Annotated in this window: 14 protein-coding genes; 2 read left to right on the top strand and 12 right to left on the bottom strand. The window is 72.5% G+C overall.

Annotated features, from left to right (window positions below):
* Positions 1-170 precede the first annotated feature (170 nt).
* From ACFV61_RS29125 to ACFV61_RS29090, 8 genes are all read right to left on the bottom strand, one after another.
* On the bottom strand, positions 171-284 hold the full coding sequence (locus ACFV61_RS29125; protein WP_380345916.1) for a DUF6893 family small protein: 114 nt from the start codon (positions 282-284) through the stop codon (positions 171-173).
* The gene (locus ACFV61_RS29120; RefSeq protein ID WP_063350768.1) at positions 278-793 is read right to left on the bottom strand and encodes a hydrogenase maturation protease; all 516 of its coding nucleotides are present in this window, start codon (positions 791-793) and stop codon (positions 278-280) included. The genes ACFV61_RS29125 and ACFV61_RS29120 overlap by 7 nt, the downstream gene beginning before the upstream one ends.
* Positions 790-2160 carry a hypothetical protein gene (locus tag ACFV61_RS29115; RefSeq protein ID WP_380494822.1) on the bottom strand — a complete coding sequence of 457 codons (1371 nt, stop codon included), beginning with the start codon at positions 2158-2160 and terminating at the stop codon, positions 790-792. Before ACFV61_RS29115 ends, ACFV61_RS29120 begins: the two co-directional genes overlap by 4 nt.
* The gene (locus ACFV61_RS29110; protein ID WP_380494820.1) at positions 2157-2873 is read right to left on the bottom strand and encodes a DUF6084 family protein; all 717 of its coding nucleotides are present in this window, start codon (positions 2871-2873) and stop codon (positions 2157-2159) included. Before ACFV61_RS29110 ends, ACFV61_RS29115 begins: the two co-directional genes overlap by 4 nt.
* Positions 2870-3517, bottom strand: coding sequence for a DUF5947 family protein (locus ACFV61_RS29105; RefSeq protein ID WP_063350766.1), 648 nt, complete (start codon positions 3515-3517; stop codon positions 2870-2872). Before ACFV61_RS29105 ends, ACFV61_RS29110 begins: the two co-directional genes overlap by 4 nt.
* Positions 3514-3975, bottom strand: a complete 462-nt coding sequence (locus tag ACFV61_RS29100) for a thioredoxin (protein WP_380494818.1) — start codon at positions 3973-3975, stop codon at positions 3514-3516. Before ACFV61_RS29100 ends, ACFV61_RS29105 begins: the two co-directional genes overlap by 4 nt.
* Positions 3972-5756, bottom strand: a complete 1785-nt coding sequence (locus ACFV61_RS29095) for a nickel-dependent hydrogenase large subunit (RefSeq protein ID WP_063350764.1) — start codon at positions 5754-5756, stop codon at positions 3972-3974. The genes ACFV61_RS29100 and ACFV61_RS29095 overlap by 4 nt, the downstream gene beginning before the upstream one ends.
* Before the next feature lie 89 nt (positions 5757-5845).
* Positions 5846-6901, bottom strand: coding sequence for a hydrogenase expression protein HypE (locus tag ACFV61_RS29090; RefSeq protein WP_363378097.1), 1056 nt, complete (start codon positions 6899-6901; stop codon positions 5846-5848).
* 176 nt (positions 6902-7077) lie between these two features.
* Here ACFV61_RS29090 and ACFV61_RS29085 point away from each other — a divergent pair, with 176 nt between their 5' ends.
* The gene (locus ACFV61_RS29085; protein WP_380494824.1) at positions 7078-8331 is read left to right on the top strand and encodes an SLC13 family permease; all 1254 of its coding nucleotides are present in this window, start codon (positions 7078-7080) and stop codon (positions 8329-8331) included.
* A 43-nt stretch (positions 8332-8374) separates the two neighbouring features.
* Here ACFV61_RS29085 and ACFV61_RS29080 read toward each other — a convergent pair whose 3' ends face one another.
* The 4 genes from ACFV61_RS29080 to ACFV61_RS29065 form a co-directional block, all read right to left on the bottom strand.
* Complete coding sequence (locus tag ACFV61_RS29080; protein WP_380494816.1) at positions 8375-10357, bottom strand: LamG-like jellyroll fold domain-containing protein; 1983 nt, start codon at positions 10355-10357, stop codon at positions 8375-8377.
* Between the two features lie 141 nt (positions 10358-10498).
* Positions 10499-11131: a hypothetical protein gene (locus ACFV61_RS29075; protein ID WP_380494814.1), complete on the bottom strand. Its 633-nt coding sequence runs from the start codon at positions 11129-11131 to the stop codon at positions 10499-10501.
* Between the two features lie 70 nt (positions 11132-11201).
* Complete coding sequence (locus tag ACFV61_RS29070) at positions 11202-12362, bottom strand: SGNH/GDSL hydrolase family protein (protein WP_380494812.1); 1161 nt, start codon at positions 12360-12362, stop codon at positions 11202-11204.
* A 162-nt stretch (positions 12363-12524) separates the two neighbouring features.
* On the bottom strand, positions 12525-13532 hold the full coding sequence (locus ACFV61_RS29065; protein ID WP_063350759.1) for an AraC family transcriptional regulator: 1008 nt from the start codon (positions 13530-13532) through the stop codon (positions 12525-12527).
* Positions 13533-13696: 164 nt separating this feature from the next.
* Between ACFV61_RS29065 and ACFV61_RS29060 the strand changes: the two genes are divergently transcribed.
* Positions 13697-14191, top strand: coding sequence for a DUF1772 domain-containing protein (locus tag ACFV61_RS29060; RefSeq protein WP_063350758.1), 495 nt, complete (start codon positions 13697-13699; stop codon positions 14189-14191).
* Positions 14192-14239: the final 48 nt, after the last annotated feature.

Here is a 14239-nt window from a genome sequence, read left to right as displayed (position 1 = left end):
GGCGGGGTGGCGGGCCCCCGTGACAAACCGGCCCGGTGCCAAACCGCCCCAATACCTGGGGGGGGGGGGGCCCACGGCTCGCCGCCGCGCCGCCGCCGCACCCGTGACTACCTGTTCGCAGCACGTCGGTGGTGGCCCCCGCGCGTACTGCTCCGCTACCGCGTCCGCTCCTACATCCGCCGGATCCGCAGGTAGCGCCTCAGGTCGGGAAGGCTCTGCCAGATCAGCGCCGCGGCTGCGGCCAGGACGGCCGCGGCGGCCGCGACGGCGAGGTTCTTCAGCATGGTGCCGCCTCTCTGTGGGTGGGTGCGTCCGTGGTGAGGACGCGCAGGATCACGGCGACCGCCTCGTCGACGGCGGCGGCCACCGGGGTGCTCAGTCCGATTCCCTCCTCCAGTGAGGCGGGTTCGCAGCCGACCACCAGGACCCGCCCGGGCGCGGTGCCGCCCGTTCCGGCGGCCAGGGTGGCGAGCAGGGCCAGCACGGCGTCCGGGCCCATCCGGTGGCCGTCCAGGACCATCGACTCCACCGGTCCGGCGTCCGCTTCGATCAGGTACACCGTCCCCGGCTCGCCGCCGCGCGCGGTGGCGTCGACGAGCACCAGCGTCCGGTAGCCGTCGAGGAGTTGGTAGGCCAGGTGGACGCCGCGCACGCCCACGTCGAGGAGCTCGACGCCGGCGGGCAGCTCCCGGGCGGCGAGGCGCCGGACGGTCTCGACCCCGAAGCCGTCGTCGCCGAGGAAGATGTTGCCGACCCCGGCGACCAGGACCCGCCCGGTCCGGTCGGCGCTCACCGCTCTTCCACCAACGCGACCTCGTCCGGCTGGAAGTACCGGAAGCGGCCCTGCGCCCGCCACAGGTCGGCGCCCGGGTCGTCGTCCACGGTGACGGCCAGGTGCACCGAACCGTCGACGTCGTGCAGCACCGCCTCCACCAGCGCGGTGCGCCCGTGCAGGAACAGGTCCTGGGCGTCGGTGCGGCGGCGACCGGGCCGGAGCCGCACTCGGCTGCCGGCGGCGACCGGGCGGCCGTCGATCATCACCTGGTCCCGTCCGGGGTCGGTCTGCGGGTCGTTGCCCGGGTCCCACCAGGGCCGGTCCGCCCCGGCTTCGGGGTAGGTGAGTTCGCGCAGCCCCCGGACGGCGCCGTGCAGCCGTTCCAGGATCTCGGGGGGCATCGAGTCGGCGAGGTCGATCACCGCGCCGGCCCGGTCGTCGGTGCCCCGGGCCTCGCGCTTCTCCCGCTCGGTCAGGGCCGCGGTGCGCAGCGCGAGGATCTCGTCGATCTCGGTGGCGTCGTAGAGCGCGCCGGGGCTCTCGGGGGCGATGTGCGGGTGGTCCTCCAGGATGATCGGCGAGGAGAGCAGCACCTTGCCGCTGCCGGGCGGGCCTGCCAGCACGGGCCAGGTGTGCTCGTTGCGGCAGGCGCGCACCGCCTCGCCCGCCCACTCGGGCGGGTCGGTCGCCGAGAGGAAGGAGCCGCGGTCGAGGCCGAGCAGCAGGTGGGCCGAGACGAGGGCGTGTGCCAGTGCGGTCTCGCGGCGGGTGCCGGGAAACGGGTCCCAGTCGGAGGTGTTCTCCACCAGGACGGTCAGCCGCTGCGCCCGGTAGGGGCCGGGTACGTCCTGGGTGGTGATCCGCAGGCGGCCCTGGACCCGTTCCCGGCGGCGCAGGAGCCGCCCGGCCAACGTGCCGTCCTCGACGAGCCGTTCCTCGTCCTCGGACGCGTCGAGTTCGAAGCTGCGGACGGCTTCACCGGCTGCCAATTCCTCGACTGGGATGAGGAGTTCGATCCGTTCCTCGACCCCTTCGTCCCAGGGGACGAGCACCCGGTCGGCGAGCTCCAGCTCATCGACGGTCCTGAATCCGCCCTGTCTGCCTGCTTCTTGGACCGTCCGCCGTTGGAGGCGCAGGAAGCGCAGTTCGACGGCCAGCTGGTCGCCCTGGCGCGCTTCCATCACGCATTCGGTGCGCTGGTGGGAGTGCTCGCCGCTGTCGGCGCCGTAGCGCGGCGGGGTCAGGACGCCGAACTGCCAGCGCAGCCGGTTCTTGGCCGCTGACGCCCGGTAGGGGTAGAGCACGTAGCCCTCGAAGAGGACTGCGTCGGCGATCTGCCGGGCGTGGGCGAACCTGTTCTCGCTCTCGTGGGCGGGCGCGGTCACCGCTCCCCCTTCGCGGTCTGGGCCGCCGTGACGGCCTGGGGTGGCTTCGCGGCCTGGGACGACTTCACGGTCTGGGACGGCTTTGTGGTCCGGGCCGTGCCGAGCAGTTCGCGCACGGTGGCCTCCCAGGACGGCAGGGCGCGCCGGGAGCGGTAGGCGAGCAGTTCGGCCATCAGGTCGGCGGGCAGCCGGAGCCAGCCGCAACCCGGGAAGTGCGCGTCGATCGCCTCCCGCCAGACCTTGACCGGCATCCGCACGGCGGCTTCCTGGTCCCAGGCCACCGGGGTGACCTGGAAGCCGCCGGGGCCGGCGAAGGCGGTGCCCGAGAAGAGCAGCAGCAGCGGCACGTCCCCGTCGTCCAGTGCCGCGAGGTAGCGGGCGGCGGAGACGTCCATGTCGTAGGTGCAGGGCACCACCAGATCGGTCTCGGTCTCGCCGGTGAACGCGCCGACCAGCAGCGGGACCTGGGCGAACTGGACCGGGTGGAGGGTGCCGGCCCAGCGTGAGCGCTCGCCGAACAGGTCGGTCAGCCGCCCGCCCTCGGCGTCGCCGTAGCGGCGCCGGGCCGGTTCGATCCGCAGCTGGCAGCGCAGCGCCAGCGCGTGCACCCGCACCTCGGCGGGGGCGGTGATGCGCAGCCGGAAGACCAGGGCGGGCCCGGCGGCGTAGGGATCGGCCCGCACCCCGGTGCAGGCGAAGGAGATCGAGGTCACCGGGCGCCGCCTTCGGGGAGGACGCGGGACCGGGCCGCCAGGCGGTCGAAGAAGGCGGTCTGTTCGGCGCGCGCCTCGGCCCCGCCGTCGAAGCCCTTCCAGCAGCGCCGCAGTCGGCCGACGAGTTCGTAGCAGACGTCGACCGGCACCAGGTAGCACTGGATGCCGTCGGTGTCGCGCCGCAGCAGCAGCGCCTCCACGTCCGGCCGCAGTGCGGCGTACAGGCGGCTGCCGCCGAGCGCGGCCTGCCAGGCGGCCTCGTCGGGTTCGGCCTCGGTCGCGCCGCCCGGGCCTGGGTAGAGCAGGACGGACCGCTGCAGACGTGTGGTGCGCAGCAGGAACGCGGTGGCGACGGGGATGCCGAGGGCGGCCCAGGCGTCCTCGCCGAGGGGGTGGGCCGGGTCGGTCAGGTAGCGGTCGGGGACGGCGTGGTAGCGGCCGTCGGCCGCGCCGGGCTGCTGGAACAGCAGGGCGCAGGCGGTGCAGGCGCAGGTGAGCGCCTGCTGGTCGGTGTCCGCCAGGTGGCGGTGCTCGGCGGGCAGGTGCCGGCCGCAGAACTCGCAGCGTTGCGGCTGCGGGGGTGCGGGCTCCCGCAGCCGGCGCAGCAGCGCGGTGCCGGGCCGGTCGAGCTGGCGGAAGGTCATCGCGGGCCCGCCGGGGGCCGAGCGCCGATCTGCAGCAGTTCTGCGGGGCGTTCGAGTTCGACCGCGGTGACCTCGGGCGCGTGGCAGGCCAGGGCGTTCTCGATGTCCTGTTCGCCGCACCCGCAGCCGCTGCGGGTGCGGCGCAGCCGGGCGGTGCCGGTGGCGGGGTCGAAGGCGGCCAGGTCGACCGGTTCGGGCAGGGTGGCGAGTGCGCGGGTGATGCGGGCGGTGACGTCCTCGGGGTGCAGGTCGTGCAGGACGAGCAGCCCGGCGAGCGACGGTTCGTCCAGCAGCCGGGCCAGCACGGCGGGCGGCAGGGCCTGGACGAGGCGGGCCAGGGCGTCGCCGTAGAGGGCCATCAGTTCGCGGACGAGGTGCTCGCCGGCCTCCTGGGCGTCGGCGCCGGCCAGTTGGTCCAGGGCCTCCTGGATGCGGGCCCCCGTCTGTTCCGGGGTCATGCGGTGAGTCCGCTCAGCCCGGTGGGCACGTGCATGGTCTGCACCGTCCTGCCGTCGCCCAGGTACATGTGGACGCCGCAGGGCAGGCAGGGGTCGAAGCTGCGCACGGCGCGCATGATGTCGATGCCCTTGAAGGTCTCCGGGGGGTTCTCCTCGAAGATCGGGGTGTTCTGGACGGCGTCCTCGTAGGGGCCGGGGGTGCCGAAGCTGTCGCGGACGCTGGCGTTCCACGGGGTCGGCGGGTAGGGGTGGTAGTTGGCGATCTTGCCGTCCCGGATCACCATGTGGTGGGACAGCACGCCGCGTACGGCCTCGGTGAAGCCGCAGCCGATCGACTCGTCCGGCACCTCGAAGCGCTCCCAGGTCTGGCTGCGCCCGGCCCGGACCTCGTCGAGCGCCTTCTCGGCGAAGTGCAGGGCCGCGGCGGCCGCGTAGGCCTGGAAGTAGGTGCGGGCGCGGTTGCGTTCGATGGCGTTGCTCCACTGCGGGATCTTCCACTCGAAGGTGGTCTCCGGCTTGGTCATGGAGCGCGGCAGGTTGATCTGCACGCTGTGTCCGGTGGCCTTGATGTAGCCGATGTCGACCAGTCCGGACAGCGCGGTGGACCACAGGCGGGCGATCGGACCGCCGCCGGTGTCGAGGGCGAGGTAGTCCTTGCCGTCGAACCAGCGGGGGGACATCACCCAGCTGTACTTGTCGTCGAAGTCGCGTTTCTGCGGGGCGGGGATGGTGTGCTGGTTCCAGGGGTGGCGGGGGTCGACGGGGTTGCCCAGCGGGTCGTGGGTGACGAAGAGCTCCTTGCCCTGCCAGTCCTCGTAGTAGGAGCTGCCGAGCAGGATGCGGATGCCGAGGTTGATCTCGGTGAGGTCGTTGGTGACGAGTTTGCCGTCCACCACGATGCCCGGGGTGACGAACATCCGCCGGCCCCAGTCCGTCATGTTGCGGTAGGTGAAGTCGCAGTGGTCCGGGTCGTTGAGGCTGCCCCAGCAGCCGAGCATGACGCGGCGCCGGCCGACCTCCTCGTAGCCGGGCAGGGCCTCGTAGAAGAAGTCGAAGAGGTCGTCGTGCAGCGGCACGACCTTCTTCATGAACTCCACGTAGCGCATCAGCCGGGTCAGGTAGTCGGTGAACAGCTGGACGGTGGCCACCGTGCCGACGCCGCCGGGGTAGAGGGTGGAGGGGTGCACGTGGCGGCCCTCCATCAGGCAGAACATCTCCCGGGTGTAGCGGCTGACCTGGAGCGCCTCGCGGTAGAACTCGCCCTCGATGGGGTTCAGTGAGCGCATGATGTCGGCGATGGTGCGGTACCCGTGGTCGCCGGCGTGGGGTGCCTCGGTGCGTTCGGCCAGTTCCAGGACGCCGGGGTTGGTCTCGCGGACCATCTTCTCGCAGTAGTCGACCCCGACCAGGTTCTCCTGGAAGATGTTGTGGTCGAACATGTACTCGGCGGCCTCGCCGAGGTTGATGATCCACTCGCCGAGGTGCGGGGGCTTGACCCCGTAAGCCATGTTCTGCGCGTAGACCGAACAGGTGGCGTGGTTGTCGCCGCAGATGCCGCAGATCCGGCTGGTGATGAAGTGCGCGTCGCGCGGGTCCTTGCCGCGCATGAAGACGCTGTAGCCGCGGAAGACCGAGGAGGTGCTGTAGCACTCCGCGACCTTCTTCTGCTTGAAGTCGATCTTCGTGTGGATGCCCAGGCTGCCCACGATCCGGGTGATCGGGTCCCAGGACATCTCCACCAGACCGTTGCCGTCGCCGGCTGTCCTGGTCGTCGGTGCCATCGTCTGTCATGCCCTTCTGTCAGCGGGAGGAGGCTCTGCAACGGCCCGCCCGCCCCGGGCGGGGCGGGCGGGCCGAAGGGGGAAAGGGGTCACCACGGCGGGCGGTAACCGGTGGTCAGGCGGCGCCCGGTGTGCCGCCACTTGGGCTCCTGGTCGACCGTCCGGCCCGTGATCGTGCGCAGGCGGCGGATCACCGCCCCGTACGCCGAGCTGGCGCCCGTGGAGACCCGGGAGCCGGGCGGCGGGTCCATGAACGGCATGAACTTGTCGGGGAAGCCCGGCATGGTACAGGCGATGCAGATGCCGCCGACGTTGGGGCAGCCGCCGATGCCGTTGATCCAGCCGCGTTTGGCGACGTTGCACTTGACGACCGGGCCCCAGCAGCCGAGGCGCACCAGGCACTCGGGCGTGCCGTAGTCGGTGGCGAACTGGCCCTGTTCGTAGTACCCGCCGCGGTCGCAGCCCTCGTGCACGGTCGCGCCGAACAGCCAGGCCGGACGCAGCTTGTCGTCCAACGGGATCATCGGCGCGGAACCGGCCAGCTGGTACAGCAGGTAGGTCAGCGTCTCGGCGAAGTTGTCGGGCTGGATCGGGCAGCCCGGCACGCAGACGATCGGCAGGCCCGCCTTGGACTTCCAGTCCCAGCCCAGGTAGTCGGGCACGCCCATGGCACCGGTCGGGTTGCCGGCCATCGCGTGGATGCCGCCGTAGGTGGCACAGGTGCCGATGGCGACCACTGCGGTGGCCTTGGGGGTGAGGCGGTCCAGCCACTCACTGGTGGTGATCGGCTGGCCGGTGTCCGGGTCGTCGCCGAAGCCGCACCAGTAGCCCTCCTCCTTGATCGTCTCGTTCGGGATGGAACCCTCGACGACCAGGACGAAGGGGTCGAGCTCGCCGCGGTCCGCCTTGAAGAACCACTCCACGAAGTTGTCCGCGCCCTGGACCGGACCGCACTCGAAGTCGATCAGCGGCCAGTGGACGGCGACCTTCGGCAGGCCGGGGAGTGCGCCGGTGACGATCTCCTCGATGCTGGGCTGCATCGCCGCGGTCAGGGAGACCGAGTCCCCGTCGCAGCTCAGACCCGCATTGATCCAGAGAATGTGCACCACGGCGGCGTCGGCTGAAGTTGTTGCAACCGCACCCATGAGGATGCCTCCTCAAAAAAACGGGAGCCGGACAGATAGGCTCAAAAAATTCATAGCAGCAGTTCAGTCCGGCCGCCGGTCCAGAGAGCCGGGCCGGTCGCTCGAAGGGACGCAAGTCGGCGCACCCGTCCGGGTGGCCGTCAGCCGGACTCGGCTGGTCTCGAAGGGAGCCCGCACTGAACACCCCGCTCGCGGAGGGCCTGGCACTGGTACTGCTGCTGGCCGTACTGGCCTGCGCCGTCGTCCGGCCGTGGGGCTGGCCCGAGGCCGCCGTCGCGGTGCCCGCCGCCGCCCTGCTGGTCGCCACCGGCGCCATATCGCCCGCGCACGCGCTGGAGGAGGCCGAACGGCTGGGGCCGGTGGTCGGGTTCCTGGCCGCAGTGCTGGTGCTGGCGCAGCTGTGCGACGAGGAGGGACTGTTCCACGCCTGCGGGGCGTGGATGGCCCGGACCGCCGCGCGGCCCGGACGGCTGCTGGTGCAGGTGTTCGCCCTGTCCTCGGTGATCACCGCGGTGCTGAGCCTGGATGCGACGGTGGTGCTGCTGACCCCGGTGGTGTTCGCGACCGCCACCCGGCTCGGCGCCCGGCCGAAGCCGCACGTCTACGCCTGCGCGCACCTGTCGAACACCGCGTCGCTGCTGCTTCCGGTGTCCAACCTCACCAACCTGCTGGCGTTCGCGGCCAGCGGCCTGAGCTTCACCCGGTTCGCCGCGCTGATGGCCCTGCCATGGCTGGTGGCGATCGGCGCCGAGTACGTGGTCTTCCGCCGGTTCTTCGCCGCCGACCTGGACAGCGCGGCCCCGCCGCCACCGGACGAGGTGGCCCCCGAGCTGCCGCTGTTCGCGCTCGTCGTCGTGGCCTGCACGCTCGGCGGGTTCGTCCTCACCTCCGCGCTGGGCGTCAATCCGGCGTGGGCGGCCGCGGCGGGAGCCCTCGTGCTGGCCGGCCGGGCGCTCGCCCGGCGCCGCATCACGCCGACGGCGGTCGTCCGGGCCGCGAACGTTCCGTTCCTCGCCTTCGTCGTCGCCCTCGCGATCGTCGTCCGCGCCGTCGTCGACAACGGCCTCGCCACCGCGCTCGGCCACGTGGTCCCCGCCGGCACCGGCCTGCCGTCCCTGCTCGCGGTCGCCGCGCTGGCCGCCGTCCTCGCGAACGTGATCAACAACCTGCCCGCCGTCCTGGTCCTGCTGCCGCTGACGGCGGCCTCCGGCCCGGGTGCGGTGCTGGCGATGCTGCTCGGCGTGAACATCGGCCCCAACCTCACCTACGCCGGCTCCCTGGCCACCCTGCTGTGGCGCAAGATCGTCCAGCAGTACGGCAGCACCGTCCGGCTGGGCGAGTTCACCCGCCTCGGCCTGCTCACCGTCCCGTCGGCGCTGGTGCTGTCCGTCCTGGCGTTGTGGGCCTCGCTGCTGGCCCTGGGAGGCTGACGGCGGGGCGCCCGTGGGGCGGGCGCCCCGGGGCGCGGGGGTGTCAGGAGATCATGAAGTCCCGGACCGGCAGGGGGCGGTTGACCACGCGGACGTCGCCGATCCAGCCGTGGAACACCTGGTTGAGCGCGCCGCCGTACTCGTAGCCGCCGAGCAGCCAGGGGTGGCCGAGGGTGCTGAGGCCCTCGGACGGTGTCGAGGGGTTGCGGACGACCTCGCAGCCGTTCACGTACATCCGGGTGAGCCGCTTGTTGTTGACGACCGCGACGTGCCACCAGGCGCCGAGCGGGAGTTCGTGGCCCCAGTTGGTGACGGGGCCGCTCAGGTTGGTCGGGTAGACGCACCACTGCAGTTCCCGCCCGCCGGACAGGCTGAGCGTGGCGACCGGCTCCTGCGGGTCGGTGTCGGGGCCGCTCTTCCCCGCCTCCCCGCTGGTGCCCCAGCGGCTGAGCAGCGCCGTCCAGGCGTTGCGGCTGGCGTCCCAGTCGGCCGGCAGCTTGAAGAACGCCTCGAAGGTGTAGCCCTGCTGGAAGGTGTCGGCGTTCATCGGGGCCTTGGCGACGGTCTGCAGGTAGGCGCCCTGGACCGGCTTGCCCCGGCCCGCGAAGTAGAGGCTGCCGCGGCCGGGCTGGTCGGGGTGGGACTCGGTGGACCAGGTGAGCGTCCCGGCCGGGCTGCCCGGGGCGGTCTGGCTCACGAGGTCGTTGCCGTGGCCGCTCAGGTCCTTGACGATCTGGGAGTCGGCGACGGCGCTGCCGTCCGGCCGTCCGCCGTCGAAGCGCCAGTAGGCGACCGTGCCCGGGATCGTCAGCTGCCGCGCGGGGCGGGCCGGGCGGGCCGGGACCGGGGCGAAGCCGGCGAACCGCCGCGCGAAGTCCACCTGCACCGAGAAGCTGTCCACCGGGCCGGTCAGCTCGATCTCCTCGCTGGCGAGGCGGTTGACCTTCTCGGCCGCCAGCTGCTGGATCCAGGGCGAGTACGTCCGCACGTCGATGGTGTTGCGGTCCAGGTCGAAGCGGTAGGCGCGGATCATCGCCGCGCCGCCGTAGTACCGGTTCTGGTAGTTGGTGATGTGGACGTGGACGTCGTGGCCGGCCTTGTTGGTCAGCGTGGTGCTGCCGGGCGGCCAGTAGTGGCCGTTCAGGGTGAGGAAGATCTGGTCGTTGCCGCTGATCAGCCTGTCCCAGAGGGCGTGCCCGTGGTCGGACAGCTGGGCGGCGCCGCCGTCGTCGGCGTAGGCGAGGTCGTGCGTGGTGAGGATGACCGGCACGGTCGGGTGCTGGGCGATCACCGAGTTCGCCCAGGCGAAGCCGCGGTCGGACAGCCGCCAGTCCAGTGAGAGCACCATCCAGTCCCGGCCGGCTCCCCGGAACAGGTGGTAGGTGTTGTAGCCGTCCGGGCTCGCGCCCTTGAACGTCGCCGAGCGGGCGAACCGGGCCGGGTTGAAGGTGTCCAGGTACGCCGTCCGGCCCCGCTGGTCGTCGCCGCCCGATCCGACGTCGTGGTTGCCGGCCAGGACGCTGTAGGCCGCGCCGTGGCGGTCGAGGAGGGTGAAGGCCTTGCCCGCGGCGGCGAACTCCTCGGCCTTGCCGTTCTGGGTGACGTCGCCCAGGTGCGCGAGGAAGACGAAGTTCTCGTCGCTGCCGTCCAGCACGTGGCGCAGCGAGGCCTCCAGCGGGGCGGGGTGGATCCGGTCGTCGTCGAAGAGGTACTGGGTGTCGGGCATCACCGCCAGGGAGAAGCGGGGGCCGTCCGGGTCCGGATCCCAGGCCCCCCGGCCGTCGTCCGCGGCGGCGGGCGCGCCGAAGGCGTCGGCCGTCGCGTCGGCGGGCCCGTCCGCCGCTGCCGCCGTCGCCGTCGTTGTGGAGCCCGCCCCGAGGACCGCCAGCCCGGCGCCGACCAACCCCGTCGCGCGCAGGAAGGCACGGCGTCCGGCCGCCGCCGGCGCGTCGGAGTCGAACCCGACGGTCCGCGGGCAGCTCGACCCGTGGTCATCGTGGGGAAGGTCGTTCTGATGGTGGTTCATCGGGGCAGCTCCTCGGGCCGTACACGGTGATCGCGACGCTAGGGGCACGACGCGGACCGCTGACCGGACGGCCGGCCTCCGCACGGTGAACGCCCGGGGAACGTCCCCCGTCGGCCACCTCCGTGGAACACGCCCACAAGGTCAGTGGCCGCCCTTGGGTTCGGTGCAGCCGCCGTCCAGGTACATGCCGTGCGGGTGGATGTCGGGCCGGGCGGTCAGCAAGCCGCTGACGCAGAGAACGGCTTCGGGGATTTCGAGGTCGAAGCCGGGGACGCCGGCGGAGGTGCGGACGTTGACCAGCTCGGCCGGGTAGCCGAGGCGTTGGAGGGCCGCGCGGAGGCCGGCTTCGTCGAGGACGGCCGGCGCGCCGGCGGGCCGCAGGGCGTCCGCGATCCGTGCCGCGTGGGCCGCGCCGCGGCATTGGGCGTCGGCGAGGAGCCTGACGGTCTGTTTGTAGGCGTGGTTCTCCGCGTACTTGTCGGCCCAGGTACCGCCGTCGCCCGTGGGGGCGGCGGCCGGGGCGGACGGCGGTGTGGCGGCGACGCCCGCGCATTTCGCCGCGACCTGGGGGAAGAGCCGGTCGTGGCGGGCCAGGGCCTCGGCCCCGGCCTGACCGGGTTCTCGGGCCGGGGTGGTCGCGGTGGCGGGGGCGCTGCCGACCGGCGTACCGCCGGTCGCACTGCCCGGTGCGCTCACCGATCCGCAACCGGCCAGCGCCACGGCTGCCACGGCCGCGGCCAGGCCTGCGGCCATCACGGTCCTCGCGCGCTTCATCGACCTTCTCCCCCTTGGCTATTGACCCTTGATCGCATCATTGTCGCGCACGAGGGCGGCGGCGGGCGGGTCAGTCCGCGAACGGGCCGGTGTCTCCGAAGGCGAGGCGGGTGAAGTGCTCGGCGATGCGGTGGTGGCCGGCCTGGTCCGGGTGCAGGTCGTCGGGGAGCGGGTGGTCGTCGTGGTCGGTCTGGCCGTAGAGCGAACGGCCGTCCAGGTAGTGCAGGTTGAGGTCGCCGTCGGCGACGCGGGCGGCGACGATGCGGGCGAGTTCGGTCCGGATGACGGTGAGGGTGAGGCGGCCCGCCGCGGTGTCGGCCGGGTCGCCGGTGGCCCGGAAGCGCAGTGCCCCGGTGCTGAAGTCGGCGGCGAGGGGCCCCGGGGTGTCCTCCTGGATCGGGCAGAGGATCGAGGAGACGACGAGCAGCGGTGTGGCCGGGTGTCCTTCGCGGACGGTGTCGAGGAAGCCGTGCACCGCCGGGACGAAGGCGCGCAGGCGCATCGCGTCGGCGTTGACGAGGTTGATGCCGATCTTCAGGCTGATCAGGTCGGCGGGGGTGTCGCGGATGGCGCGGGCGGTGAACGGGTCGAGCAGGGCGCTGCCGCCGAAACCCAGGTTGACCAGGTCGACGCCGGCCGCGGCCGCCGTCAGGGCGGGCCAGGTGCCGGTCGGGTGGGTGGCGTTGGAGCCGTGGCTGATCGAGCTGCCGTGGTGCAGCCAGCGCCGGCGGGTGCCGTCCGGGGCCGGGGTGACGGGGGCGTCGGTGTCGAGGGCGAGGAGTTCGGTGGTCTCGGTGTGCGGGAGCCAGATCTCGACGGTCTTGTCCCGTGCGGGCAGACCGGTGAACCGGGCGGTGGCGGGCGGGCCCTGGGTCAGCTCGACGCGGCCGGTGGCCAGGTCGATGGTGCGCAGGTTGCCGCCGGACACCGTGGTCTGCGCCGTCAGCCGCCCGTCGACGAGGAGGTCGTACACCCCGTCGGGCGGGGTGGGCACGCCCACGTAGGCCCGCTTGGTCGGGACGGTGTGCAGGTCGATCGCGGTGGCGCGGGTGCGGAAGGCCAGCCGGACGCCGCTGGGCTGGGACTCGGCGATCGCGAGCTGTTCGTCGGGGATCTGCCGGCGTGCCCGGGCGGGCAGGCGGTGCGGCAGCAGGCCGCGCCCGGTGTGCTCGACGTCGAGGTGGCCGTGCAGCAGGGCCTCGGTGACGGGGGTGGTGAAAGAGGTGTTCATCGCTGTTCCATCGCGTTCTGTGCGGGTCCTGCCCGTGCCGTGCACCTTCTGCCATCCGGCTATAGCCAGTATGGGATTACCTAATGAGTTTAGGCAAATGGGATTGCAGCCTTGGATTCCCGGTCCCGGATTCCCAGGTCCTGGCTGTCGGCGGCTGCGGCGTCAGCCCGCCAGGATGACCGTCTCCGCCGGGCCGGAGAAGCCGGCCTGCTGGGCCGGGGCGCCGGTCGCGGCGAGGCGGCGGTGCTCCTGCGGACTGACACCGCGGACGCGCTTGAAGGCCGCAGAGAGGGCGAAGGCGTTGCTGTAGCCGACCTTGCGGGCCGCGAAGGCGACGGTGCACTCGGGTTCGCGCAGCAGGTCGGCGGCGACGGCCAGTCGCCAGCCCGCCAGATAGGCCATCGGCGGTTCGCCGACCAGGCCGGTGAAACGGCGGGCCAGGCCCGCCCGCGACACCCCGACCCGCTGGGCGAGGTCGGCGACCGTCCAGGCGGTGGCCGGGTCGTCGTGCATCAGCCGCAGCACCGGCCCGACGACGGCGTCGTGCTGGGCGCGGTACCAGGCCGGGGCGCCGGAGTCGGGGGCGGCGAGCCAGGAGCGCAGCACGGAGACGACCAGCAGGTCCAGGATGCGGTCCAGGACCAGCTCCTGACCGGGCTCGTTGCGCCCTATCTCGGCGGCCAGCAGGTGCACCAGGGTGTCGTCGGCGCCGGTGCCGGCCGGGCGGACCAGCAGGCCGGGCAGGCAGCCGAGCAGGCGCTGGCCGATCTCGTGCTCGGCCTGGTAGGTGCCGGACAGGACCACCGAGGACGCCTGGTCCCCCTCCCGGCCCTGCCCCCAGGTCCGGACGCCGAGCGACATCACCTCGGAGACGTCCACCCCGCCGCGCGTGCAGACCTGCCCGGGGCCGACGATCACGTCCACGGGGGTGTCGGGGTCGTCCGCCACCGTGTACGGCTCCGGGCCGCGGACGATCGCCACGTCGCCGGGGTGCAGCAGCAGCGGCGTACCGCGCTCGGGCAGGATCCAGGCCTCGCCCCGGACCATCGTCACCACCGACAGCGGGGCCCGGTCCTCGATCCGCAGCGACCACGGCGGGGTGAGGATCGAGCGCAGCAGGAACGCACCGCGGGCCTTGGGGCCGTCGAGGAGTCCCGTCAGAGTGTCCATGGCCCCAAGTGTAGACGGCAAGACATCATTTGACGGTTCGTCATTTGAGAGGGTCTTGAGTGATCGAGGTGGCCCGAGCGGCCCGGATGCCGGATGATCGGCGCACGGGGGCACGAACCGATACGCAGATAGCAGATACGCAGAGACAGTGAGGGGCTACGAAGATGGAACTGGCACGCACACTCGCACTGGTGGCGGCCACCGTCACCTGTGGACTGACCGCCGGGTTGTTCTACGCCTTCGCGTGCTCGGTCATGCCCGCGCTCGCGCGGGTCGAAGACCGCACCTTCATCGAGGTCATGCAGCGCATCAACGTGGCCATCCTGAACGGCTGGTTCGTCCTCGGCTTCGTCGGCGCGCTCCTCACCACCGGCGCCGCCGTCGCCCTCCACCTGCCCTCCGACGGCCACCACGCGCTACCCGCCACCGTGGCCGCCCTGGTGCTCTACATCGCCGCGATCGGCGTCACCCGCTCCGTCAACATCCCGCTCAACGACGAACTCGCCGCCGGCGGCGAGCCCCGGCGCATCACCGACCCGGCCGCCGTCCGGGGGCGCTTCGAAGCCCGCTGGGTCCGCTTCAACGTGCTGCGCGCCCTGCTCTGCACCGCCGCCGTCGCCTGCCTCGCCTGGGCGCTGATCCTGCACGGCCAGGCCTGACCCCGCGCCCGGTCGGACCCCCGGATACGCCTTCGAACTCCCACGACG

The organism is Kitasatospora sp. NPDC059817 (assembly GCF_042731835.1).
GTDB lineage: Bacteria > Actinomycetota > Actinomycetes > Streptomycetales > Streptomycetaceae > Kitasatospora.
This window is presented reverse-complemented; position numbering and strand designations above follow the sequence as displayed.